Origin of the sequence: Nonomuraea sp. NPDC050310, assembly GCF_040655795.1 — a bacterium.
Lineage (GTDB): Bacteria > Actinomycetota > Actinomycetes > Streptosporangiales > Streptosporangiaceae > Nonomuraea.
On sequence record NZ_JBFAKP010000004.1, the window covers coordinates 385,000 to 407,570 of the forward strand.

Annotated in this window: 20 protein-coding genes and 1 tRNA gene; 15 read left to right on the top strand and 6 right to left on the bottom strand. The window is 70.8% G+C overall.

The window, feature by feature from the left end:
* Positions 1 to 43 precede the first annotated feature (43 nt).
* From eno to AB0I67_RS14990, 11 genes are all read left to right on the top strand, one after another.
* Positions 44 to 1,321, top strand: coding sequence for a phosphopyruvate hydratase (gene eno, locus AB0I67_RS14940; protein WP_357923241.1), 1,278 nt, complete (start codon positions 44 to 46; stop codon positions 1,319 to 1,321).
* 1,165 nt (positions 1,322 to 2,486) lie between these two features.
* The gene (locus AB0I67_RS14945; protein WP_357923243.1) at positions 2,487 to 2,831 is read left to right on the top strand and encodes a septum formation initiator family protein; all 345 of its coding nucleotides are present in this window, start codon (positions 2,487 to 2,489) and stop codon (positions 2,829 to 2,831) included.
* Positions 2,818 to 3,372, top strand: coding sequence for a DUF501 domain-containing protein (locus AB0I67_RS14950; RefSeq protein WP_357923245.1), 555 nt, complete (start codon positions 2,818 to 2,820; stop codon positions 3,370 to 3,372). The genes AB0I67_RS14945 and AB0I67_RS14950 overlap by 14 nt, the downstream gene beginning before the upstream one ends.
* A complete protein-coding gene (locus tag AB0I67_RS14955) occupies positions 3,369 to 4,292 on the top strand; it encodes a Ppx/GppA phosphatase family protein (protein WP_357923247.1) in 924 nt (307 codons plus the stop codon). Before AB0I67_RS14950 ends, AB0I67_RS14955 begins: the two co-directional genes overlap by 4 nt.
* Positions 4,293 to 4,580: 288 nt before the next feature.
* Positions 4,581 to 6,026: a hypothetical protein gene (locus AB0I67_RS14960; protein WP_357923249.1), complete on the top strand. Its 1,446-nt coding sequence runs from the start codon at positions 4,581 to 4,583 to the stop codon at positions 6,024 to 6,026.
* 200 nt (positions 6,027 to 6,226) lie between these two features.
* On the top strand, positions 6,227 to 7,015 hold the full coding sequence (locus AB0I67_RS14965; protein WP_357923251.1) for a uracil-DNA glycosylase: 789 nt from the start codon (positions 6,227 to 6,229) through the stop codon (positions 7,013 to 7,015).
* Between the two features lie 94 nt (positions 7,016 to 7,109).
* A complete protein-coding gene (locus AB0I67_RS14970) occupies positions 7,110 to 8,414 on the top strand; it encodes an NAD(P)/FAD-dependent oxidoreductase (protein WP_357923253.1) in 1,305 nt (434 codons plus the stop codon).
* 228 nt (positions 8,415 to 8,642) lie between these two features.
* Positions 8,643 to 8,715, top strand: a tRNA-Leu gene (locus AB0I67_RS14975).
* A gap of 172 nt (positions 8,716 to 8,887) precedes the next feature.
* Complete coding sequence (locus AB0I67_RS14980; protein ID WP_357923255.1) at positions 8,888 to 9,685, top strand: Bax inhibitor-1/YccA family protein; 798 nt, start codon at positions 8,888 to 8,890, stop codon at positions 9,683 to 9,685.
* Between the two features lie 177 nt (positions 9,686 to 9,862).
* Positions 9,863 to 10,096, top strand: coding sequence for a DUF4287 domain-containing protein (locus AB0I67_RS14985; protein ID WP_357923329.1), 234 nt, complete (start codon positions 9,863 to 9,865; stop codon positions 10,094 to 10,096).
* Between the two features lie 65 nt (positions 10,097 to 10,161).
* Positions 10,162 to 10,572: a PPOX class F420-dependent oxidoreductase gene (locus AB0I67_RS14990; RefSeq protein WP_357923256.1), complete on the top strand. Its 411-nt coding sequence runs from the start codon at positions 10,162 to 10,164 to the stop codon at positions 10,570 to 10,572.
* 57 nt (positions 10,573 to 10,629) lie between these two features.
* On the opposite strand, the gene AB0I67_RS14995 is transcribed toward AB0I67_RS14990, so the two are convergent.
* The 3 genes from AB0I67_RS14995 to AB0I67_RS15005 form a co-directional block, all read right to left on the bottom strand.
* The gene (locus AB0I67_RS14995) at positions 10,630 to 11,847 is read right to left on the bottom strand and encodes an acetyl-CoA C-acetyltransferase (protein WP_357923258.1); all 1,218 of its coding nucleotides are present in this window, start codon (positions 11,845 to 11,847) and stop codon (positions 10,630 to 10,632) included.
* 156 nt (positions 11,848 to 12,003) lie between these two features.
* Positions 12,004 to 13,356, bottom strand: a complete 1,353-nt coding sequence (locus AB0I67_RS15000) for a PQQ-binding-like beta-propeller repeat protein (protein ID WP_357923259.1) — start codon at positions 13,354 to 13,356, stop codon at positions 12,004 to 12,006.
* A gap of 44 nt (positions 13,357 to 13,400) precedes the next feature.
* Positions 13,401 to 14,363: an SGNH/GDSL hydrolase family protein gene (locus AB0I67_RS15005; RefSeq protein WP_357923261.1), complete on the bottom strand. Its 963-nt coding sequence runs from the start codon at positions 14,361 to 14,363 to the stop codon at positions 13,401 to 13,403.
* Between the two features lie 142 nt (positions 14,364 to 14,505).
* Here AB0I67_RS15005 and AB0I67_RS15010 point away from each other — a divergent pair, with 142 nt between their 5' ends.
* A complete protein-coding gene (locus tag AB0I67_RS15010) occupies positions 14,506 to 15,876 on the top strand; it encodes a cystathionine beta-synthase (RefSeq protein ID WP_357923263.1) in 1,371 nt (456 codons plus the stop codon).
* Between the two features lie 663 nt (positions 15,877 to 16,539).
* Here AB0I67_RS15010 and AB0I67_RS15015 read toward each other — a convergent pair.
* A complete protein-coding gene (locus tag AB0I67_RS15015) occupies positions 16,540 to 17,727 on the bottom strand; it encodes a histidine kinase (protein WP_357923265.1) in 1,188 nt (395 codons plus the stop codon).
* 140 nt (positions 17,728 to 17,867) lie between these two features.
* On the opposite strand from AB0I67_RS15015, the gene AB0I67_RS15020 reads away from it, so the two are divergent.
* Both AB0I67_RS15020 and AB0I67_RS15025 read left to right on the top strand, forming a co-directional pair.
* The gene (locus AB0I67_RS15020; RefSeq protein WP_357923267.1) at positions 17,868 to 18,071 is read left to right on the top strand and encodes a hypothetical protein; all 204 of its coding nucleotides are present in this window, start codon (positions 17,868 to 17,870) and stop codon (positions 18,069 to 18,071) included.
* A 170-nt stretch (positions 18,072 to 18,241) separates the two neighbouring features.
* Complete coding sequence (locus tag AB0I67_RS15025) at positions 18,242 to 19,381, top strand: cystathionine gamma-synthase (protein ID WP_357923269.1); 1,140 nt, start codon at positions 18,242 to 18,244, stop codon at positions 19,379 to 19,381.
* 25 nt (positions 19,382 to 19,406) lie between these two features.
* On the opposite strand, the gene AB0I67_RS15030 is transcribed toward AB0I67_RS15025, so the two are convergent.
* Complete coding sequence (locus AB0I67_RS15030) at positions 19,407 to 19,853, bottom strand: hypothetical protein (RefSeq protein WP_357923271.1); 447 nt, start codon at positions 19,851 to 19,853, stop codon at positions 19,407 to 19,409.
* A 302-nt stretch (positions 19,854 to 20,155) separates the two neighbouring features.
* Here AB0I67_RS15030 and AB0I67_RS15035 point away from each other — a divergent pair, with 302 nt between their 5' ends.
* The gene (locus AB0I67_RS15035) at positions 20,156 to 20,575 is read left to right on the top strand and encodes a DUF6292 family protein (RefSeq protein WP_357923273.1); all 420 of its coding nucleotides are present in this window, start codon (positions 20,156 to 20,158) and stop codon (positions 20,573 to 20,575) included.
* 16 nt (positions 20,576 to 20,591) lie between these two features.
* Here the strand turns inward: AB0I67_RS15035 and AB0I67_RS15040 are convergent, their stop codons facing one another.
* On the bottom strand, positions 20,592 to 22,547 hold the full coding sequence (locus AB0I67_RS15040; RefSeq protein ID WP_357923275.1) for a hypothetical protein: 1,956 nt from the start codon (positions 22,545 to 22,547) through the stop codon (positions 20,592 to 20,594).
* Between the last annotated feature and the right edge of the window lie 24 nt (positions 22,548 to 22,571).

Here is a 22,571-nt window from a genome sequence, read left to right on the forward strand (position 1 = left end):
GGCTGCTGACGCAACAGCCCTTCGACTCTTAGGAGCGCCTGACGTGGCTACCATCGAGGTCGTCTACGCCCGCGAGATCCTCGACTCCCGTGGTAACCCGACCGTCGAGGTCGAGGTCGTCCTCGACGACGGGAGCACCGGCCGCGCGGCCGTGCCCAGCGGTGCGTCCACCGGCGCCTTCGAGGCCGTCGAGCTGCGTGACGGCGACGACCGCTACGGCGGCAAGGGCGTGGAGAAGGCCGTCCTCGCCGTCACCGACGAGATCTTCGACGAGATCCACGGCGTCGAGGCCGAGGACCAGCGCATCGTCGACCAGATCATGATCGACCTGGACGGCACCCCCAACAAGGGCAAGCTGGGCGCCAACGCCATCCTCGGCGTCTCCCTGGCCGTGGCCAAGGCCGCCGCCGAGAGCGCCGAGCTTCCGCTGTTCCGCTACCTCGGCGGCCCCAACGCGCACGTCCTGCCGGTGCCGATGATGAACATCCTCAACGGCGGCGCCCACGCCGACACCAACGTGGACGTCCAGGAGTTCATGATCGCGCCGATCGGCGCGGAGAGCTTCCGCGAGGCCCTGCGCATGGGCACCGAGGTCTACCAAGCGCTCAAGTCCGTGCTGAAGGAGAAGGGCTACGCCACCGGCCTCGGCGACGAGGGCGGCTTCGCCCCCAACCTGCCCAGCAACCGCGACGCGCTCGACCTCATCCTCGTCGCCATCGAGAAGGCCGGCTACACCCCGGGCCAGGACATCGGCCTCGCCCTCGACGTGGCCGCGTCCGAGTTCCACAAGGACGGCGTCTACACCATCGACGGCAAGGGCCTGTCCGCCGACGAGCTCATCGCCTTCTACACCGAGCTGGTCGACTCCTACCCGCTGGTCTCCATCGAGGACCCGCTGGACGAGAGCGACTGGGACGGCTGGAACAAGATCACCCAGGCGCTCGGCTCCCGCGTGCAGCTCGTCGGCGACGACCTGTTCGTCACCAACCCCGAGCGGCTGGCCCGCGGCATCGAGGAGGGCACCGCCAACGCCCTCCTGGTCAAGGTCAACCAGATCGGCACGCTCACCGAGACCTTCGACGCCGTCGACCTGGCCCACCGCAGCGGCTACCGGTGCATGATGTCGCACCGCTCCGGCGAGACCGAGGACACCACCATCGCCGACCTCGCCGTCGCTACCAACTGCGGCCAGATCAAGACCGGCGCGCCCGCCCGCTCCGACCGGGTCGCCAAGTACAACCAGCTGCTGCGCATCGAGGAACTCCTCGACGACGCCGCCCGCTACGCGGGTCGCGCGGCTTTCCCTCGGTTCCGGCGCTAGGTTTTTGTACGGCTCGCGCCGCATGTCTGGCGCGAGCCGTGCCCCCGGACCCGGACACTGGAGCTAGCGCATGAGTGACGAGGCGAGGCCCGGCGACCGTCGAGACCACCTGGCGCCCCGACCCACCCCACCCGACCCCCACACCCCCTCAGGCCGCCCACGGTCTTCCGGGGGTGGGCGGTCTTCGGGTGGCGGGCGGTCTTCCGGTGGCGGGCGGTCTTCCGGTGGCGGGCGAGGCTCGGGGCCGGACCTCCCCGACCTCCCCGACCTGTCCGCCGACTCCGCTCGTGAGGATGGCGGCCGGTCAGATGGTGGTTCCGCCCGTGTGGGTGGTGGCCGGTCGTCCGGTGGTTCCGCTCGTGAGGGTGGTGGCCGGTCGTCCGGTGGTTCCGGTCGTGAGGGCGGTGGCCGGTCGGGTGGTGGGGCCGGTCGTGACGGCGGGTCGCGGAGTTCTGGATCCCGGGCCGGTGGCTCGGGGCGGGACAGCCGGTTGCGGGCGGTCAGCGGCTCCGGCCGTGGGACCGACCCGCACTCCCAGGACGACACGGACCGGCCCGCCTCCACGAGCGGCCGCCCCAGGCGCCCCGCCCGAGACGCCGAACCGCCGCCCGCCAAGCGCCCCCTCCGAGACGGCGACCCCGCCACTCCCGGACGCCCGCCCCGCGACGGCGGCCCTGCTGCGGCCGGCCGGCCCTCCCGAGAGACGGTTCCCTCAGCCGAGGGCCGCCCTCCACGAGAGACGGGCCCCGCTGCGGCGGGCCGACCGGGCCGCGACGGGAGCCGGAGTGGCTCGGGCCCCGACGGCCGACCGGGCCGGGACGGGAGCCGGAGCGGCTCGGGCCCCGACGGCCGACCGGGCCGGGACGGAGTCCGGGCGGCTGCGGCGTCCGAAGGGCGGCCGGCCGGGGACGGCGGGCCGGGCTCTGAGGACGAGCTGCTGCCTCTGGCCGAGACCCCCGACCCAACCCCCCGCCCACCCCGGGGCCCCGGCAGCCCACCGAGGCCAGGCGGCCCCGGCAACGGGGGGCCCAGGCCAGGCGGCCCCGGCAACGGGGGCCCCAGGCCCGGGAACGGTGCCGGAAAGGGCAACCCTCCCGGAAGGCCGCGGCGACCGCAGCTCACCGGCCGGGCGGCGATCCTGGCCGTGGTGGTGTGCGCGATCGCGATGAGCCTCGCCTACCCCGTCCGGGAGTACATCTCCACCCGCCGGGACGTGGCCAGGCTGGAGGCGGAGCGCGACCGGGTGGAGGCCGAGCGGCTGCGCGTGGAGGAGGAGCAACGCCGGGTCCTCGACCCGAACTGGACGAAACGCGCCGCCCGGGAACGCCTGCACCTGTGCGATCCGGGCGCGAAGTGCTACCTGGTCCCCAAGGCGAAGCAGAACGAGGGACCGGTGGCGGCCAAGCAGGACACCGCGGCACCGCCGTGGTACGAGACGTTGTGGGAATCCGTGGTGGCCGTGGACACGGCTAGGCAACCGGATTCGGGGGGACCAAGTGGAAGCCAGTGACATTCAGGCGGTAGAGCTCCAGCTCGGCCGCGTGCCGAGGGGACTGCGCGGCGTCGCGCACCGATGCCCGTGCGGGCGGCCGGACGTGGTGGAGACCGCGCCCAGGCTGCCGGACGGCACGCCGTTCCCGACGTTGTACTACCTGACCTGCCCGAAGGCCGCCTCGGAGATCGGCAAGCTGGAGAGCGCCGGGGTGATGAAGGAGATGCAGGCCAGGCTGGCCGACGACCCCGAGCTGGCGGCGGCCTACCAGGCGGCGCACGACGACTACCTGGTCCGCCGGGACAAGGCGGCGCAGGAGGAGGGCGTGGAGCCGCTCCCGCCGGGCACGCAGAGCACGGGCGGGATGCCGCTGCGGGTGAAGTGCCTGCACGCCCTGGTGGCGCACGAGCTGGCGGTGCCGGGGAGCAACCCGTTCGGGCGGGAGGCGCTCGACCTGCTGCCGGAGTGGTGGGCCGACGGGTCGTGCGTGTGCGTGCAGTCGGACGAGAGCGGCAGCTTCACCACCATGGTCTCGGTGCGGCTGGAGGACGAGGCGTGACCCGCGTCGCGGCCATCGACTGCGGGACGAACTCGGTCAGGCTCCTGATCGCCGATCTGGCGGACGGCACGCTGACCGATGTCGAGCGGCGGATGGAGATCGTCCGCCTGGGCCAGGGCGTCGACCGGACCGGCCGCCTGGCGCCTGAGGCGCTCGACCGGACCTTCGCCGCCATGCGCGGCTACCGCAAGCTGATCGACCAGCACGGCGCGGTGGCCACCCGCGTGGTCGCCACCAGCGCGACCCGGGACGCCGCCAACCGGGACGAGTTCGTGGCCGGGGTGCGGGAGATCTTCGGCGTCGAGCCCGAGGTGGTCACCGGGGGCGAGGAGGCGCAGCTCTCCTTCACCGGGGCCACGCGTGAGCTGGGTGAGGGCGCGGGCGGGGGACCGTACCTCGTGGTGGACATCGGCGGCGGCTCGACCGAGTTCGTGGTGGGGGAGCGGTCCGCCGAGGGGGCGATCTCGGTGGACATCGGTTGTGTCCGGCTCACCGAGCGTCACCTGAAGGACGCCGGTGACCCGCCGGGCGCGGGTGCGCTGGAGGCGGTGGTGGCCGACATCGAGGCGGCGCTTGACCGGGTGGCTGACACGATCCCGGTCGGGCAGGCGACGACGCTGGTCGGGCTGGCCGGTTCGGTGACGACGGTCGCGGGGATCGCGCTCGGCCTGGCGGAGTACGACCCGGAGCGGATCCACCACTCCAAGATCGCGGCGCTGCAGGTCCACGAGGTGACGCGGAGCCTGCTGGCGATGACGCACGACGAGCGGGCGGCACTCGGGGTGATGCATCCGGGGCGGGTGGACGTGATCGGCGCCGGGGCGTTGATTCTTGACCGGATCGTCAGGAGGTTCGGGTTCGGCGAGGTGGTGGTGAGCGAGCACGACATCCTGGACGGCATCGCCTGGTCGCTGGCTTGAGCGTGGGGCGAAGTTCGTGGTAGGAGATTTTCCCGGCCCCGGACCGTGGGGCATCCGCCGTACAACGGAGTATTTCCGCAGGTAGCGCACTCGAGGCCGAAAATTACTCCGGACTCCGTCCCGAAATAGCGACATTTGGGGGCGGTAGTCCGTATTGAGCGTGCAATCTGTTTTGTGCTTTAGTAAAGAGGCTTTGCGGGGGCTTTGCCATCTGGCCGTGCACAGAAAGTGACGGCGTGGCGACCGTTCCCGAGCGTGTCTTTCCTCCTAGGAATGGAGCACTCTCACATGAAGTCTCTCGGTTTGGCCCGTCGAGTGGCGGCGCTGGGCGCCACCACCGCGGTGCTGGCCACCATGGTCACGGGGTTGATGGCCGGCTCCGCGCAGGCGGCCACCTCGGTGACGGCTGGGAAGGCCACCCAGTCCGCCGCCGCCCCCAAGCCCAAGGTCTCGGTCTCCACGCCCACGGCGAAGGAGCGGAACTACGAGGGCAGTTGTCCCACCCGGGTGGACTTCTCCGCCCAGGTCAAGCTCAAGCTGACCGGCGGGAAGACCGTCCTGGCCTACCGCTGGCTGCACGGGGACGGTTCGGCGAGCAAGGTCAAGACGCTGAAGCTGAGCGGTAAGGGCACCAAGTCCGTCACCGTCCGGCAGTCGCTGACCTTCAACGGCGACGTCAAGGGCGCCGAGGTCCTGCAGGTCCTCAGCCCGCGCAAGGTGACCTCCAAGAAGGGCTACTTCTCGGTCGACTGCGCCGACGAGCGTGTTGCCGCCCCGCGCGCCAACAACGCCTACGCCCGCGCCTGGGTCAACCCTGACGTGTACGTCGGCACCTGCACCCCCGGTGACAAGATCTACTTCACCGGTCTGATCAAGGTCGACGACCCGCGCTGGGTGAAGTACCGCTGGATCCTGAACGGCCGCGCGGTCGACGGCGGTGCGGTCAAGGTCTGGAACACCCGCAAGGTCGGCTTCGGCTTCTCGCCGCGCGAGAGCCACCACGGCTGGGCCGTGCTGGAGCTGCTGGGCCGCGACGCCCACGACTCCAACCGCGTCCACTACAAGGTCGTCTGCAAGGACGAGGCCCCGGCCACCAAGGTGTCCGTCTCGGGTCTGACCACCGCGGCCGACCACGGTAGCTGCCCGACCGGCAAGGTGAGCGCCCACGCGACGGTCTCCTCGACCGGCGCCGGCAAGGTCACCTACACCTTCGCGATCGACGGCAAGAGCCACAGCGGTTCGGTGGAGTTCGCCGCCGCCGGTTCGAAGACCGTCGAGATGCCCGCGGTCGTGCTGAGCGACCCGACCAAGGCCGGCCGCATGACGGTCAGCGTGGTCGGTCCGCACAACTCGGACAGCATCGCGCAGGACTACGCCGCGCCGTGCAAGACGAACGACCCGATCGCCCTCTCGGTGGACCTGACGGTCTCCCAGAACGAGTGCAAGACCGGCCAGAACCCCTCGGGCAAGGCCGTCGGCACCGTCACCCTCAAGGGCAAGGTCGAGAAGGCCGTCGTCGTGAACGTCTCGCTCGGTGGCACCACCACCGCGCTGACCTTCACCGCCGAGGGCACCCAGTCGATCCCGGCGCAGGACATCAGCGCGGCCTCCGGCTCGCTGACCCTCACCGCTTCGGCCGGTGCGGTCTCCGCCTCCGACAAGGAGGACTGGAGCTTCACCTGCAAGCCGACTGAGGTTCCGAAGCCGGACGACACCAAGACCCAGGACAGCTAAGCCCTGAGGTTTTCGACCGGACGGCACTCCGTGAGGAGCGCCGTCCGGTTTCTTTTGCCCGCAGAAGCGCCCAGAACGCACGTAGCGGCCCGTTCCCGGGCGCGGACGAGCAGGGCCACCCTCCCGCGCTCACCGCGGCCTGAGGCCGAACGTCGCGCCGCGCTCCGGAACCGGCGGGCGGGTGCGGCACCATCGGGGGCATGAGTTTCGTACCGCCCGGCAGCGGCTGGCCCGACGACCCGGCCACTCCCGAGACCCCTGTCGCGCACGACCCGGCGGAGGTCGCCGAGCTGGCGGGCGCCTGCCGTACGCTCGGGGAGCTCACAGCCCGGCAGTCGGTGTGCCGGGCGTGCCCGCGGCTGGTGGCCTGGCGCGAGGAGGTGGCCACGGTCAAGCGGCGGGCCTTCGCGGAGGAGACGTACTGGGGGCGGCCGATCGCCGGGTGGGGGTCGGAGGAGCCGCGACTGCTGATCGTCGGCCTGGCCCCGGCGGCGCACGGCGGGAACAGAACGGGGCGCATCTTCACCGGTGACCGCAGCGGCGACTGGCTGTTCGCCTCGTTGCACCGCACCGGCTGGGCGGCCCAGGAGACCAGCACCTACGCCGGGGACGGCCAGGAACTGCTCGGCGCCCGCATGCTCGCCTCGGTGCGCTGCGCGCCACCGGCCAACAAGCCGCTGCCGGAGGAGCGCGCGGCCTGCTTCCCGTGGCTGGTGCGCGAGGTGGAGCTGGTGGCCGGCTCGACGCGGGTGATCGTCGCGCTGGGCGGCTTCGCCTGGCAGGCGCTCTGGCCCGCGTTGCGCGAGGCGGGCTACGCCCTGCCCAAGGCCCGCCCGCCCTTCGGGCACGGCGAGGAGGTCGACCTGCGGTACGGCGAGGCAGCCGTGAAGCTGATCGGCTGCTACCACCCCAGCCAGCAGAACACCTTCACCGGCCGGGTCACCGCCCCGATGCTGGACCAGATCTTCCGCCGCGCCGCAGAGGTGTGACGAGGCACACGTAGGCAGGGGAATGCACGAAACACCCTTCGTGGTTTACGCTTGTGAATGCTTTCACAAGCTTCCACTTAAGGAGTGGGTCAGGGTGAAGGACATCTTGATCGTCGGTGGCGGGTACGTCGGCCTCTACACGGCGCTGGGTCTGCAGCGCAAGCTCGGCAAGGAGCTGAAGAGCGGCAGCGTCCGACTCACGGTCATCGACCCGCAGTCCTACATGACCTACCAGCCGTTCCTGCCGGAGGCGGCGGCGGGCAACGTCTCGCCGCGGCACATGGTCGCGCCCCTGCGCCGCCTGCTGCCGAAGGTCCGCATCCTCAACGGCCTGGTCACCAAGGTGAACCACGCCGGCAAGACGGCCACCTTCCAGCCCGCCGAGGGCGAGTCGATCGAGCTCGGCTACGACGTCATCGTCATGGCCGCGGGCTCGATCTCGCGGACCCTGCCCATCCCGGGCCTGACCGACGTCGGCATCGGCTTCAAGTCGGTCGCCGAGGCGATCGCCCTGCGCAACCGCGTCCTGCACCTGCTGGACGTGGCCGAGTCGACCGAGGACGCGGAGCTGCGCCGCCGGGCGCTCACCTTCGTCGTGGTCGGCGCCGGCTTCGCCGGGGTCGAGGCCCTGGCCGAGCTGGAGGACATGGCCAAGGACGCGACGCGGTACTACCGCAACATCAGCGCGAAGGACATCCACTGGGTGCTGGTCGAGGCCAGCAACCGCATCCTCCCCGAGGTCGGCCCCGAGATGGGCCGCTGGACCCTGGAGCAGTTGCGCGAGCGCGGCATCGACGTGCGGATGGAGACCCGGCTGCTGTCGGCGGTGGGCGGCCGCATCGAGCTGTCGGACGGCACCGCCTTCGACGCCGAGACCCTCGTCTGGACCGCCGGCGTCAAGCCCAGCCAGGTCGTCAACGCCACCGACCTGCCGGTGGACGAGCGCGGCCGCATCCGCACCACCACCCGCCTCAACGTCGAGGACACCCCGGACGCCTTCGCCGCCGGCGACATCGCCGGCGTGCCCGACGTCACCGCCCCCGGCGAGTACTGCGCGCCCAACGCCCAGCACGCCGTACGGCAGGCGAAGGTCCTGGCCGACAACATCGTGCGGCACCTGCGCGGCCAGGCGCTGAAGGAGTACCGCCACAAGTACGTCGGCTCGGTCGCCGGCCTCGGCCTGCACAAGGGCGTGGCCAACGTCTACGGCGTCAAGCTCCGCGGCTTCCCGGCGTGGTTCATGCACCGGACCTACCACCTGTCGCGGGTGCCCACCCTCAACCGCAAGGTCCGCGTGGTCGTGGACTGGACCCTCGCGCTGCTGTTCAAGCGCGAGACCATCTCGCTCGGCGAGATCGAGCACCCCCGCGACGGTTTCCGCGCGGCGGTGAACAGCTAGGTTCCGGCCCGGCTCGCGCCCCGGTGTGCTACGGCACACCGGGGCGCGGTCGTTTGCCGCAAAGGCGGTTGCCATGGTCACGGAAGCGCGTCAGGATCGATGCTGATGCCATTCAAAACCTTCGGCTTTCACCCCGAACCCGGACCACTCACCGCACATCTGACATCTGTGACGGCTGATGCCAAGTTGTGCTCCTCGGAAGCATGGTCCGAATCGTATGATTGCCGCGCCCCCGTAGCCCAATGGCAGAGGCAAACCCCTTAAAAGGGTTGACGTGCGGGTTCGACTCCCGCCGGGGGCACTGGCATGCCCTCGTAATTGGACAATCATTACTTTTGTCCGCATTTAGGGTGGGAACTCAGCGGCGGAGCCGCTCGTTGAACAGTCTCGATTGAACTCGGATCCAAACGTGAGTGACCCCTGCGGGGCCCGTCCCTTAAGGTGATCGCACAGGTCGCAGCGTGGAGGCAGCGATGGAAAGCAAGAACCCGGTCTTCAGCCGGTCCCAGTACACCCACCCGCAGGGCGGATGGGCCGGACCGCCCCCCACCCCTGACCAGTTGCACGGCATGTACGACCAGCCTGCCTACCAGGCCCCGGCGCCGCCCGCGTACCGGACGATGACCCTCGACGACGTCGTGGTCAAGAGCTTCCTCACGCTGGGCACGCTGGTCGTCGCCGCCGCCGCGTCATGGGTGCTCAAGGTGCCGGTCGGCGTCGCCGCCGTCGCGGCGCTCGTCGGCGTGGTCCTCGGCCTGATCGCCTCGTTCAAGCAGAGCACCAACCCGGCGCTGATCCTCGGCTACGCGCTGTTCTACGGCGTCTTCGTCGGTGCGATCAGCCGTAGCTTCGAGGACACCTTCTACGGCGTGGTCCTGCAGGCGGTGATCGGCACGGTGCTCGCCTTCGCGGGCACGCTGACCGTCTACGCCCTGAGGATCGTCCGTGTCACGCCGAAGTTCGTCCGCTTCGTGATCGCGGCGTCCATCGGCGCCCTCGGCCTGATGCTGATCAACCTGGTGGCCGGGATCTTCATCCCCGGCGGCCTGGGGCTTCGCGAGTTCGGCTTCCTCGGCGTGGCCTTCAGCCTCGCGATGATCCTGCTCGGCTGCTTCTTCCTGCTGCTCGACTTCAACGACATCGAGCGTGCGGTGCAGGGCGGGGCGCCGGCCAAGTTCGCCTGGCAGTGCGCCTTCGGGCTCACGCTGAGCCTGGTCTGGATCTACCTCGAGATTCTTCGCCTGGTGAGCTTCTTCTCCAGCAGCGACTGACCCAGCAGCACCACAGCCCCCGTCGACCTGCGGCGGGGGCTGTTTTGTTCCCCCGGATCTCGCTGCGCGTTTCGCTCACCGCAACGCCCCGGCAACCAAACGCTGCCGCCTGGGGGGTTGCCTTTCTGGTGCGGGTATTGCAGTGTCGAGCAAAGAAGCCAATCCGTGGAGGTGCCCATGTCCTTGAACCACTCACCGGAGACGCAGACGAAGCTGATCGCAAGGGTCCCGACCATCACGGGACGCGAACTCCCAGAGTGGTTTCAAGCCATCGACAACGGCCCATCGTTCCTCCGCTGTGACGAGCGGGCCAACTGGCTGGCCGACGAGCACGGTCTGACCCACGGCTACGCCGCGGCGATCGTCCTCGAGCACGAGCGCCACCGCCGTACCCGGATGGGATTCATCTAGAACCTCATCGTCGTCCCTCCGCGCCCGTGCCGGCCTCGCCGGTCCGGGCGCGCGATCATGTAGGGATGGAACTGGCTACCGCGCGCGACTTCCTGCGCGACCACCACCGCGCCGTCCTGCTCACCACCAGGGCCGACGGCGGGCCCCAGATGTCTCCCGTGCTCGTCGGCCTCGACGCCGAGGGCTACGCGGTGATCAGCACGCGCGAGACCGCGGCCAAGTGCCGCAACGTCCTGCGCACCCCCGAGGTCGCGCTCTGCGTGCTCAGCGACGGCTTCTTCGGGACCTGGGCGCAGATCGAGGGCACCGCCGAGGTGATCAGGCTGCCCGAGGCGATGGAGCACCTGGAGAACTACTACCGGGGCATCTCCGGCGAGCACGAGGACTGGGACGACTACCGCGCGGCCATGGAACGCGAGCGCCGGGTCGTCATCCGGGTGAAGCTGACCAAGGCCGGCCCCGACCGGCACGGCTGATCCGGACAACAGGCCCGGCCGCCTGGGGCGACCGGGCCTGCCGTACTCCGGAGCAGGTCAGCTCAGGCGCTCCAGGAGCATGGCCATGCCCTGGCCGCCGCCGACGCACATGGTCTCCAGACCGATCGACTTGTCGTGGTGCTGGAGGCTGTTGATCAGCGTGGAGGTGATCCGGGCGCCGGTCATGCCGAACGGGTGGCCGACGGCGATGGCGCCGCCGTTGACGTTGAGCCGGTCGAGCTCGATGCCGAGGTCCTGGTAGCTGGGGATGACCTGGGCGGCGAAGGCCTCGTTGATCTCGACGAGGTCCACGTCGTCGATGGCCATGCCGGCGCGGGCGAGCGCCTGCCGGGAGGCCTCGACCGGGCCGAGGCCCATGATCTCGGGGGACAGGCCGGTGACGCCGGTGGAGACGATGCGGGCCAGCGGCGTGATGCCGAGCTCGGCGGCCTTGGTGTCGCTCATCACGATGACCGCGGCGGCGCCGTCGTTGAGCGGGCAGCAGTTGCCCGCGGTCACCGTGCCGTCGGGGCGGAAGACCGGCTTGAGCTGGGAGACCGCCTCATAGGTGGTGCCGGCGCGGGGGCCGTCGTCCTTGCTGACCACGGTGCCGTCGGGGAGCGTGACGGGGGTGATGTCCTTCTGCCAGAAGCCGTCGGCGAGCGCCTTCTCGGCGAGGTTCTGGGAGCGCACCCCGAACTCGTCCTGCTCCTGGCGGGAGACGCCCTTGAGCTGGGCGAGGTTCTCGGCGGTCTGACCCATGGCGACGTAGATGTCGGGGACCGTGCCGTCCTCGCGCGGGTCGTGCCAGGTCTGGCCGCCTCCGGCGAAGGTCTTGGTCCGCTCGCGGGCCTGGTCGAACAGCGGGTTCATGGTGTCGGGCAGCGAGTCGGAGTTGCCCTTGGCGAACCGGGAGACGGTCTCGACGCCGGCGGAGATGAACACGTCGCCCTCGCCGGCCTTGATGGCGTGGAAGGCCATCCGGGTGGTCTGCAGCGAGGAGGAGCAGTACCGGGTGATCGTGGTGCCGGGGACGGTGTCCAGGCCGAGCATCACCGAGACGACGCGGGCCATGTTGAAGCCCTGCTCGCCGCCGGGCAGGCCGCAGCCGAGCATCAGGTCGTCGATCGTCGTGGGGTCGAGCTGGGGAACCTTGGCCAGCGCTGCCTGGATCATCTGGACGGTCAGGTCGTCGGGGCGGATGCTCGCCAACGACCCCTTGAACGCACGGCCGATAGGCGAACGTGCGGTTGCGACGATTACTGCCTCGGGCATGGGGTTCTCCTCTTTCTGGGCTCCATTCGCGAGGTTACCGTCTGGTAGCCCGGTCGCTGGGACCCGGGGGTGGGTAGAACAGAATTTTGTACTGTTAGCGGAAAAAGCGAAAGGCCGGACGGGTGACAACCGTCCGGCCTTCGCGGTGGGGCGGGCTCAGCCGTACATGCCGGGAGTGGTGGGCGTGCCGTCGTTGAGCCCGTGGACGGCGCCCTTCTCGTCGCGCCACAGCCGCCAGCCGTTCTGGCTGCCGGTGAACCACGACGGCGGCGCGGCGTCGGCCGCGCCGGCGCGCTTGCCGGTGGACAGGTCGTACTGGCAGACCGAGGCGACCGAGTAGAAGCCGGGCATCTGCTGGCGCAGCGGCAGCGGCTTGGGGTCGGTGACGCAGAAGGACCAGCCGCGCTGCTCCTCGACCGGCAGCTCCTTGCCCGTGGCCAGGTCGAAGTTGGTGCCCTTGGTGTTGTGCTTGAGGAAGCCGAGCCGGTCCATGGTGTCGGGGAACGCCAGCCACCAGCCGGAACCGGGCACCTGCCCGGCGGTGATCTGCCCGGCCACCCGGCCGCTGTCGGCCTCCAGCCGGGCGAAGCCGCCGTACTGCCCCTGCTGGTCGACCGGCCGCACGATGGGCGCGTAGCCCGGGTTGCCGCTCGGGTAGACGCGGACCACCGAGGGCCGCATCCAGTTGATCGACCCGTCGGCGATCTTCAGCGAGAACAGGCCGAAGGTGGAGGTCTTGCGGGTGCGCGGGTTGGTGTACGGGGCCACGTAGCCGACCAGGTTGTCGCCGGTCGCGCCGAAGGCCCAGCCGCCGGACATGTCGATCCCCGGGCCGAGGGCCTGCGCGATCGGCTGCTGCCACTGGATCTTGCCGGTCTTGAGGTCGTAGGACTCGATCATCGGGTTGGCGGCCAGCCGCAGCAGCAGCACGCGCGCCTGGTCGGACCACTCGACCTCGGCGATGCCGGGCAGCGACCACATCGTCTTGCCGGTGTTCGGGTCGAGCACGACCACCCGGGCGGTCTTGAGCGCGGTGTGCTCCGACAGGCAGAGGTACGGCCCGCAGCGCTGCGGCCCGAAGGTGGAGTGCACCGGCCGGGTCCACTTCTGCTTGCCGGTGCGCGCGTCGCGGGCGGTCAGCGCCGCGTTCCAGCGCCCCTTCTTGATCGGGTCGAGCGAGGCGATCACCGCCTGGTCCTGGCCGGTCTCGACGACGGCCGGCGCGGAGACGCCCATGCCCGGCAGCCGACCGGCCATCGTGGTCGGCGCCGCCCACAACTTCTTGCCGTTGACCTGGTCGAGCGTGACGGTCTCCAGGGCGCCGTCGGGCTTCATCGAGGTCGTGGCCACGACGCCGCCGCCGGTGGCCATCCGGCTCACCGCGTTGACCTGGGTGTTGTGCCAGACGGGGAACTCCGCGGTGGCGGCGTCGCTGCCGGAGCAGGCGGCCAGGGCTAGCATTCCGGCGAGTGCAATGCTGAGGTTGGCGGCCGGTGTCGCACGGAACACGGTCAATCCACTCCTAGGGGGGTTGACGGCTCCGGCGCGGAGAATCAGGGACGACGGCGCAGCATCGTCACCCACCTGCCGTAGGGACCCGTCGCACGGCCTTCGACGCGGGTCGCGCTGACTTCGGTGCCCGGCTTCTCCGCGGCGGTCGCCGCCGCAAGGTAAATCGGTTGCAGTCCTTCGCCACGGGCGGGTCGAGGCTCGGGCCACAACTCCAACGCAGCGCATACAGACGGTAGCACCGCGTAAGCGGCCTGCGCGTAGCCTCGGTCACTTGGGTGGAAACGGTCGGGTCCGAACATTTCGTGGGGGTTCGTCAGGAATTCCGGGCCGAGCAGGTCGGCGAAGGCCACCGTCCGGCCGCCCGCCTCGACCACCGCGACCGTCTGCGCGGCGGCCAGTTGCCGGCTCCAGCGCCGCGTCACCCAGCGCAGCGGCTGCGCGATCGGGCGGATGCTGCCCAGGTCGGGACAGGTTCCGACGACGACCTCCGCGCCGGCCTCCCGCAGCCGCCGCACCGCCTTGGCCAGATGGCGTACGGCTGTCGCCGGCGGCGTCTGCGTGGTGACGTCGTTCGCCCCCACGAAGATCACCGCGATGTCGTGCTCCTCCTTCAGCGCCCGGTCCACCTGGCCGCGCAGGTCCACCGAGGCGGCTCCCGACTTGCCGACCACGCGCAGCCGTACCGGACGTTCGGCGACCGCGGCCAGCCCGTTGGCCAGCAGGACGCCCGGCGTCCGTGCCGGGTCGGTCATGCCGAGACCGACCGAGGTGGAATCGCCCAACATCACCAGCTTGATCGGTTCGCCGGGAAAGTCGCCGTAGAGTCCGTCGGCAGGCGGGCCCTCCATGCCGTGCGGCCGGCCGATCACCCGCCGGGCGACCATGCCCTCGGCCAGCAGCAGCCCGTACGCGGTCACCCCCAGCGCGGTCAGGCCGCCCCCGCCCACAGCGGCCGCCGCCGCGATCCTGCGCGCCGTGCGCGCCACGCCTGGAGTCCAGATCATTCGTCGTCCGTCCCCCCCAAGACCTCGTGGGTCTTCGCCCCCTGCTGCTCCGCGACGGTAGCGTTTGAAAGGAAACTAACCGAGCTCCGGCCACCCAATCGGACTCGGACCGAGCAAGCGGCAAAAGAAGGTGAACACCTCGGTGCGCGTTTACGATTCCCTGGTCGAGCTCATGGGCAACACCCCGCTCGTCCGGTTGCACAAGGTCTCCGCGGGACTGCCCGCTCAGGTGCTCGCCAAGGTCGAATACTTCAACCCCGGCGGGTCGGTGAAGGACCGCATCGCGGTCCGGATGATCGAGGCGGCCGAACAGTCCGGCGCCCTGCGCCCCGGCGGCGTCATCGTCGAGCCCACCTCGGGCAACACCGGCGTCGGCCTGGCCATCGTGGCCCAGCAGAAGGGCTACCGGTGCGTCTTCGTGGTGCCCGACAAGGTCGCCCAGGACAAGGTGGCGGTGCTCCGCGCCTACGGCGCCGAGGTCGTGGTCTGCCCCACGGCCGTCTCGCCCGACCACCCCGACTCCTACTACTCCGTCTCCGACCGGCTGGCGCAGGAGATCCCGAACGCCTGGAAGCCCGACCAGTACTCCAACCAGCAGAACCCCGAGTCGCACTACCACTCGACCGGGCCGGAGATCTGGGAGCAGACCGAGGGCCGCATCACCCACTTCGTCGCGGGCGTCGGCACCGGCGGCACCATCAGCGGCACCGGGCGCTACCTCAAGGAGGTCAGCGACGGGCGCGTGAAGATCATCGGTGCTGACCCGGTCGGGTCGGTCTACTCCGGCGGCACCGGCCGTCCCTACCTGGTCGAAGGCGTCGGCGAGGACATCTGGCCGGCCACCTACGACACCGAGATCTGCGACGAGATCATCGCGGTGTCCGACAAGGACTCCTTCAACATGACCCGCAGGCTGGCCCGTGAGGAGGCGCTGCTCGTCGGCGGCTCCTGCGGCATGGCCACCGTCGCCGCCCTCCAGGTCGCCGCCCGCTCCGGGCCCGACGACGTGGTGGTCGTGCTCCTGCCGGACGGCGGGCGCGGGTACCTGTCGAAGATCTTCAACGACGACTGGATGGCCGACTACGGCTTCCTCACCACCTCCTCCGACGAGGGGCTCGTGGGGGACGTCCTGGCGCGCAAGGGGTCGGGGCTGCCCGAGTTCGTGCACGTCCACCCGCACGAGACCGTGGGGTACGCCATCTCGATCATGCGCGAGTACTCGGTGTCGCAGTTGCCGGTCATGAAGGAGGAGCCGCCCGTCATGGCCGCCGAGGTCGTCGGGGCCGTCGTCGAGCGTGACCTGCTCGACGCCCTCTACCGGGGGCGGCTCGTGGCCGACGCCCTCATCGCCGACCACATGTCCCAGCCGCTGCCCACCATCGGCGCGGGGGAGCCTGTGGCTCGTGCGGTGGAGGCTTTGGAGAAGGCTGACGCTGCCGTCGTCCTGGACGATGGCAAGCCGAGTGGGGTCATCACCCGGCAGGACCTCCTGGCCTTCCTCGCGAGTCGCTGACCCTTTGCGTGGCTTAGTCGCTCTTCTTTCCGGGCCACTCAACTTTCCTCCCGTCTTTCGGGGGTGGGTGAGTGGCCCCCGGCCTTTTGGACAGCCGCCCCGTCCGTTCCACCGCACTTCTCCCGAGGACCGCCCCGGCCGCCCCGCCGTACAGGATCACCTCCCGCCGCCTTGTCCTCCCGCCGCATAGATGCGCGGGGGTTAGGCGGGTGGGCGGGCGCCCCGCAGGTAGGTGGGGTCCGCAGGTGGGCGGGCAGCCAGGCGAACGGGCAGTCCGGTGGACGGCCAGGCAACAGGGCTGGGAAAAGGGCTGTTGGGTGGGAGCCTGCGCGTGGTGGGAGGGCGGGTGTACGGCGGGGCGTCCGTTACGGCGGCCCGCCCCTCCCTCCACCGATGCGGCGGGAAGGCCCGCGGTGGGTGGTGATCCTGGGCGGTGGTCAGCCGTCTGACTACCCCACCGATGCGGCGGGAAGGCCCGCGGTGGGTGGTGATCCTGGGCGGTGGTCCGCTGTCTGACTACCCCACCGATGCGGCGGGAAGGCCCGCGGTGGGTGGTGATCCTGGGCGGTGGTCAGCCGTCTGACCACCCCGCCGATGCGGCGAGGAGGCCCGCGGTCCTGGGCGGTGGGCGGGAGGGTACGGCGAGGCGAACAGGGCCCAGCCTCACCCCCGGAGGGGGAACTCCGCGACAACCTCCCAAGCCCCCTCAGCCGTTGGCCCCGCCCACAACCGCCCGTCCAGAGCCTCGACCCGCTCAGCCATCCCGACCAGCCCGAACCCACCCCCCAACCGCTTGATCCGAGGGTCGGCCGAGGAGCTGTAGTTCCGCACCCGCAACCGAACCCCCGGCCCAGGCGGAAGAAGCACCGCCACAGCCTCGGCCCCGCCGACAAGCCGAAGGTCGGCCTCGATCCACCCGGTCCCGGGAGCATGTTTGCGGATGTTGGTGAGCGCCTCCTGCAACACCCGGTACACCGTGTTCATCACCTCAGGCGGCAAGGACCCGTTGGACAACCCCTGCCCGATCTCCAAAGCCACCTGCGGCCCGTTGGCGGCGAAGTTGTCGGCCAGAACCCGCAGGTCGGCGAGGGAGGTGCCGGGCCGGCGGGCGGCCTCGTCGTCGGCACGCAACACCCCGACCAGCCGCCGCATGGAGGTGAGCGCGTCCGCTCCGGCGTTGGCGATGGCGTCGAGCGCGGGCACCACAGCCTCGGGCTTGAGCTCGGCGACGGTACGGGCGGCCTGGGCCTGGACGACGATGCCGGTGATGTGGTGCGCGACCAGGTCGTGGAGTTCCCGGGCCAGCTCCAGCCGTTCGGCTCGCCGTACGGTGGAGAGGGCCTCGGTCCGGCGGTCCTGCTGGATGCGGATGTACAGGCCCACGCCTTCGGCCATCGACCAGCCGACGAACAGCACGAACGAGAAGGCCAGTCCCGAGGAGTTGGCGTTGGAGTCGCGGCCGACGCCTTCGGCCATGAGCACGATGAGGGCGACGAAGGAGAGCAGGACGGCGTGGCGCATGGGCGTGACGTGCCGCAGGATGCCGATCGTCAGCAGGAGCAGCGCGCCGCTCTCGGCGGTGCCGGGCACGCCCGGGGTGTTGGTCAGCGCGATGAGGGCCGAGGTGCCCAGCGACATGGCCAGCAGGGCGCAGTAGCCCTGGATGCGGTAGCGGCGGCGCAGGATGAGCGCGACCAGGCCGGTCACGCCGCAGATCGGCACCAGCCACTGCACGCCTTCCACGCCCACGGCGACCGCCAGGTCGACCAGGAGCATCAGGCTGAGCCAGCCGATCATGGCGATCTCGCTGAGCCGTTGCGCCCAGTAGACGAAGCGTTTGGAATCCCCCACGTCACCAGAGCCTAAGCCGGAAGTCTGACTGCCCATATCAACCGTTCGGCCGACCCGCCAGGGTCAGGACCGGTCCTTCAGCGGAGGCCGGGGCGGGGGTGGCCGGGCGATGCTGAAGAGGTCGGAAAGGGGATGAGGACATGGTGGTCATCGGGTTCGCGATGCTGGGCCTCGGAATGGTGGTCGCGGTGCTGTTGGCGCTGGCCGACCCGGTGCTGCTCTCGCGGATCAACGGGGAGCCTGCCGAGGGGTCGAGCGGCCGGCACATCAACGCGCCCAAGATCGGTGGCGAGGTGGTTCCGCTGCCGCAGCGTCCTGCGGGGCGGGGGACGAAGGCGGCCTGAGGGATCAGGCAGGTGGCGAGCCCGTGCGGGCCGGGTCGGGGGACCCGGAGGCACGGGCTCGTGCCATGCGGGGCGACACCCGAAGGCATGCCGGGCGACACGCGAAGCGCGGGCTCGTGCCGTGGGGCGGGGCGGGGAGGCCAGGGGCGGATCCGGGATAGCGTGAGGGCATGAGCAACGGTTTCGAGACGCTGGCTATCCACGCCGGGCAGGAGCCCGACCCGCTGACCGGCGCGGTCGTGCCGCCCATCTACGCGACGTCCACCTACAAGCAGGACGGCGTGGGCGGCCTGCGGTCCGGATACGAGTACAGCAGGTCGGCCAACCCGACCCGCACCGCGCTGGAGGAGGCGCTGGCCGCGGTCGAGGGCGGCGTGAAGGGCATGGCCTTCGCCTCCGGCCTGGCCGCCGAGGACACCGTCCTGCGCGCGCTGTGCCGCCCGCAGGACCACGTCGTGATCCCGAACGACGCCTACGGCGGCACCTACCGGCTGTTCGCGAAGGTGAACGAGCCGTGGGGCCTGCACTACGACCCGGTCCCGCTGGGCGACCTGGACGCGGTGGCCGCCGCGATGACGCCGAAGACCAAGCTGATCTGGGTCGAGACGCCGACCAACCCGCTGCTCGGCATCTCCGACATCGCCGCGCTGGCCGAGCTGGCGCACGAGGCCGGGGCGCTGCTCGTGGTGGACAACACCTTCGCCTCGCCGTACCTGCAGCGGCCGCTGGACCTGGGCGCGGACGTCGTCGTGCACTCGACGACCAAGTACATCGGCGGCCACTCCGACGTCGTCGGCGGCGCGCTGGTCACCAACTCGGCCGAGCTCGGCGAGAAGCTGGCCTACCACCAGAACGCGATGGGCGGCGTCGCCGGCCCGTTCGACTCGTTCCTGACGCTGCGCGGCCTCAAGACGCTCGGCGTGCGGATGGACCGGCACAGCGACAACGCCGAGCGCGTGGTCGACCTGCTGCTGGCGCACCCGAAGGTGAGCCAGGTGCTCTATCCGGGCCTGCCCGAGCACCCGGGGCACGAGGTCGCCGCCAAGCAGATGAAGCGCTTCGGCGGCATGGTGTCCTTCCGGGTGACCGGCGGGGAGGCCGAGGCGGTCGAGATCTGCAACCGCACCAAGCTGTTCACGCTGGGCGAGTCGCTCGGCGGCGTCGAGTCGCTGATCGAGCACCCCGGCCGGATGACGCACGCCTCGGCGGCGGGCTCGCCGCTGGAGGTGCCGAACGACCTGGTCCGCCTGTCGGTCGGCATCGAGACGATCGACGACCTGCTGGCCGACCTCAGCGAGGCGCTCGGCTGATCTGCGGACCCGCCCCGGGCCGGCCTCAGCCCGGGGTGGGGACGATCATGAGGATCAGGATGACGATCCAGATCAGCGAGATCACGCCGCTCAGCGCGGCGATGCGCCCGTTCTGGACCTTGGCGTCGTCCTCGATGGTCTCGCTGGACAGCACCCGTACGGCGCCGCGCAGGTCGCGGTCGATGATGAACAGCAGCACCAGCGCCACGATGAACAACGTCATCGACGCGCTCATGTACCACTGCCCGAGGAGCCGCTCCACGCCGCCGAGCCAGGCGCCGAAGAGGAAGACGCCCAGCGTGCCGAGGCCGTAGATCCGGGTCGTGCGCGCGAGGTTCTCCAGGACGGGCACGTTGCCCTTACGGATGGCCCGTGGCGCCGCCATGGTCACGGCGGTCAGCGGCCCGATGGTGAAGATGGCGAAGGCGATGTGCAACCACAGCAGGGCTGTGGACATCCCGTGGAACGACATGCCGACGAGAGTAGTCGCCCAGGATCTTCCCGGGCGACATTCACTCGGCGGGAGTCGCCTCCACTGGCTGCTCCTCCGGCAGGACGGAGGGGCAGCGCATGCAGGCCTCCCAGGCGACGATGGCGACGATCATGAGCGTCACCAGAAGAATCATGGCGATCATAAGGCCGTCCCCCTTCCCCCGAAGGCTGCGGAATATCATCCGTAATGACTAGGACGCACCGGCTCAGGAATAAGTTCAGCGCCGGTAGGGTTGAGAACTGTTCATTTCCCTCACCGCTTAGGCACAAAGGGGTGCCGTCGTGGCCATCAGGCACGTGGATCCGTACACCGGCGAATGGCTGGGCCAGCCGGTTTCCTATGTCCGGCAAGTTGTGACCGAGCTCGGCGGCGCCGAGTGGTGGGCCGGGCCTTGCGATCCGCGTCAGGCGACGGTGTTGCTCGGCGACGGTTCGGCTCTGGTCTGGGACGAGGAGTGCGGGTGGCGTCTCGGCGCGTTCGTCTCCGGCGGGCCCGACCGGCACACCGAGCTGGCCGGGGTGCGTTACCTCGGCGGCGGGCTGCTGCCGCGGCCCGAGCGGGTGCCCGAGTCGCTGGCCGACGCCCGCGCCGGGGTGGGCGCGAGCTCGGCCTGGCGGCCCTGTTACCGCTCGCACCGCAACTGCCGCGACGGCTTCGACGTGGCGCTCGACTACTACAAGCGCCTCAGCCTCACCGCCTGACCCCCGATCCAGCGCCTCAGCGTCTGACGCGGCGCTGGCGCAGGAAGTCGCTGACCACGTACTCGCCCAGCCGGTCGGCGCTGGGCGACAGCACCCGGCCGCCGTTGCGCCGGGCCACCTCGCCGACGAACTCCTTGAGCCGCTCGTCGGCCGCCAGCATGAACACGTTGATCGTCGCCCGCCGCCGGGTCATCTTGTCCACCTCGGCCAGCGTCAGCTCCAGCGTCTCGCGCGAGGGTGGCCACTCGAAGGCCGACTGTCCGTCGCGCAGCAGGTGCGCGGTGGGCTCGCCGTCGGTCACCACCAGCACGACCGGCTCGAAGTCGGGGTGCCGGTCGAGGTGGCGGCCGGCGATCAGCAGCGCGTGGTGCAGGTTGGTGCCCTGGACCATGTCCCAGTCGAGCCCCGCCAGCTCGTCGGGCTGCAGCACTCGCGCGTAGTTGGAGAAGCCGACGATCTGCACGGCGTCCTGCGGGAACTTCGAGGCGACCAGCGTCTGCAGCGCCAGCGCCGTCTCCTTGGCCGCCGCCCACGTGCCGCGCAGCGCCATCGAGTACGACAGGTCCACCAGCAGGCAGACCGCCGCCGCGCTGCGCCGCTCGGTCTCGGCGACCTCGAAGTCGTCGACGGTCAGCCGCACCCCGGTGGTGGTACGGCTGCCGCGGCTGCGGATGCCGTTGACCAGGGTGCGCACCACGTCGATCGGCTGCTCGTCGCCGAACCGCCACGGTCGGGTGGCGCCGGTGAGCTCGCCGGCCGCGCCCGCGTCGTGCTGGTCGTGGTCGCCGCGCCGGCCGGCCTCCAGCGAGGTGAACACGCGGCGCAGGGCCGTCTCGCCCAGCCGCCGGACCGCCTTGGGGGTGAGTTCGAGCTTGCCGCGGCGGCGCTTGAGGTAGCCCTGCTCCTCCAGTTCGCGCTCGATGCGCTTGAGCGCGGCCAGGTCGTCCACGGCCGAGCGGCCCAGGGCGCGGCGGATGGCCTCCTCGTCGATGTCCTCCAGCCGGGCGCCGGGGGAGTCCTGGCGCAGGGCGGCTTCCAGCTGGTTGAGGTCGGCCAGTTCCTCCAGGGCGGTGACCGCGTCGGCCATGCCCATCGGCTCCTCGCCGGTCAGCCGTTCGGGGCTGTTCCAGGCCAGGTCGGGGCGGCGGGTCATGAGCTGGTCGCCGAGCCGGCGCATCTGCTCGGCCAGCCCGGCCTGCTCCAGCGTCTGGGCCATCAGGTTGGCCAGCTCCTCGCGCTGGCCTGGGGTGAGCGAGGCCAGCATCCGCTGGGTGGCGGCGGCGCGGCGGGCGAGCAGGTCGACGAGCTGCTCCAGCGTGCGGGGACGCTCGGGGAACAGGTCGCCGTACTCGCCCATGAAGCGGTCGAAGTCCTCCTGCGTGTGCTCGCCGCGCGAGTCGCGCTCCAGCATCTCGTTGAGGTCGGTCATCATCCGGCGGACCCGTTCCATGGCCGCCGGGTCGGGGTCGGCCAGCACCTGCCGGATGCCCCTGAACTGGCTGTCGAGCACTTCCTGGCGCAGCAGCGCGCGCAGCTCCTCGAAGGTCTGCCGGGCGGCGGCCGAGCGCCACTGGTAGGTGCTGAGCTGCTGGATGGCGCTGGCGGTGTCGTCGGGCAGGCCGTCCAGCTCGGACTCGCGCAGCCGGGCCTCGTCGGAGGGGTCGGGGAACAGCTCGGCGCGCTCCTGGCCGATCGCCTTGTCCAGCAGCGCCCTGGCGCGCTCCAGCGTGCCGTCCAGGCGGCCGCTGTCGCGCAGCTCGCGGCGGCGGCGCCGTACCTCGCGGAGCATGTCGTCCAGGCCCCTGCTGTCGGTACGGCCAGGCAGGCCGCGGCGGAGCAGGTCGCGCAGGGCGTGCACCGGCGTCGAGCCGGACAGGATGGCGTCGCCCATCTCGTCGAGGGCGGCCCGCACGTCGTACGGCGGAGCCAGCGGGTCGGGGCCGTCGTGGTACTCGCCATAGCGATAGGCCATGAGGCCACGCTACGGCACCCGCAG

Coding starts and splice junctions, on each gene's coding strand:
- AB0I67_RS14945 (WP_357923243.1), top strand. CDS start 2,487: ATGAGCCTCGCCTACCCCGTCCGGGAGTACATCTCCACCCGCCGGGAC.
- AB0I67_RS14960 (WP_357923249.1), top strand. CDS start 4,581: ATGAAGTCTCTCGGTTTGGCCCGTCGAGTGGCGGCGCTGGGCGCCACC.
- AB0I67_RS14965 (WP_357923251.1), top strand. CDS start 6,227: ATGAGTTTCGTACCGCCCGGCAGCGGCTGGCCCGACGACCCGGCCACT.
- AB0I67_RS14980 (WP_357923255.1), top strand. CDS start 8,888: ATGGAAAGCAAGAACCCGGTCTTCAGCCGGTCCCAGTACACCCACCCG.
- AB0I67_RS14985 (WP_357923329.1), top strand. CDS start 9,863: ATGTCCTTGAACCACTCACCGGAGACGCAGACGAAGCTGATCGCAAGG.
- AB0I67_RS14990 (WP_357923256.1), top strand. CDS start 10,162: ATGGAACTGGCTACCGCGCGCGACTTCCTGCGCGACCACCACCGCGCC.
- AB0I67_RS14995 (WP_357923258.1), bottom strand. CDS start 11,847: ATGCCCGAGGCAGTAATCGTCGCAACCGCACGTTCGCCTATCGGCCGT.
- AB0I67_RS15005 (WP_357923261.1), bottom strand. CDS start 14,363: ATGATCTGGACTCCAGGCGTGGCGCGCACGGCGCGCAGGATCGCGGCG.
- AB0I67_RS15020 (WP_357923267.1), top strand. CDS start 17,868: ATGGTGGTCATCGGGTTCGCGATGCTGGGCCTCGGAATGGTGGTCGCG.
- AB0I67_RS15025 (WP_357923269.1), top strand. CDS start 18,242: ATGAGCAACGGTTTCGAGACGCTGGCTATCCACGCCGGGCAGGAGCCC.
- AB0I67_RS15030 (WP_357923271.1), bottom strand. CDS start 19,853: ATGTCGTTCCACGGGATGTCCACAGCCCTGCTGTGGTTGCACATCGCC.
- AB0I67_RS15040 (WP_357923275.1), bottom strand. CDS start 22,547: ATGGCCTATCGCTATGGCGAGTACCACGACGGCCCCGACCCGCTGGCT.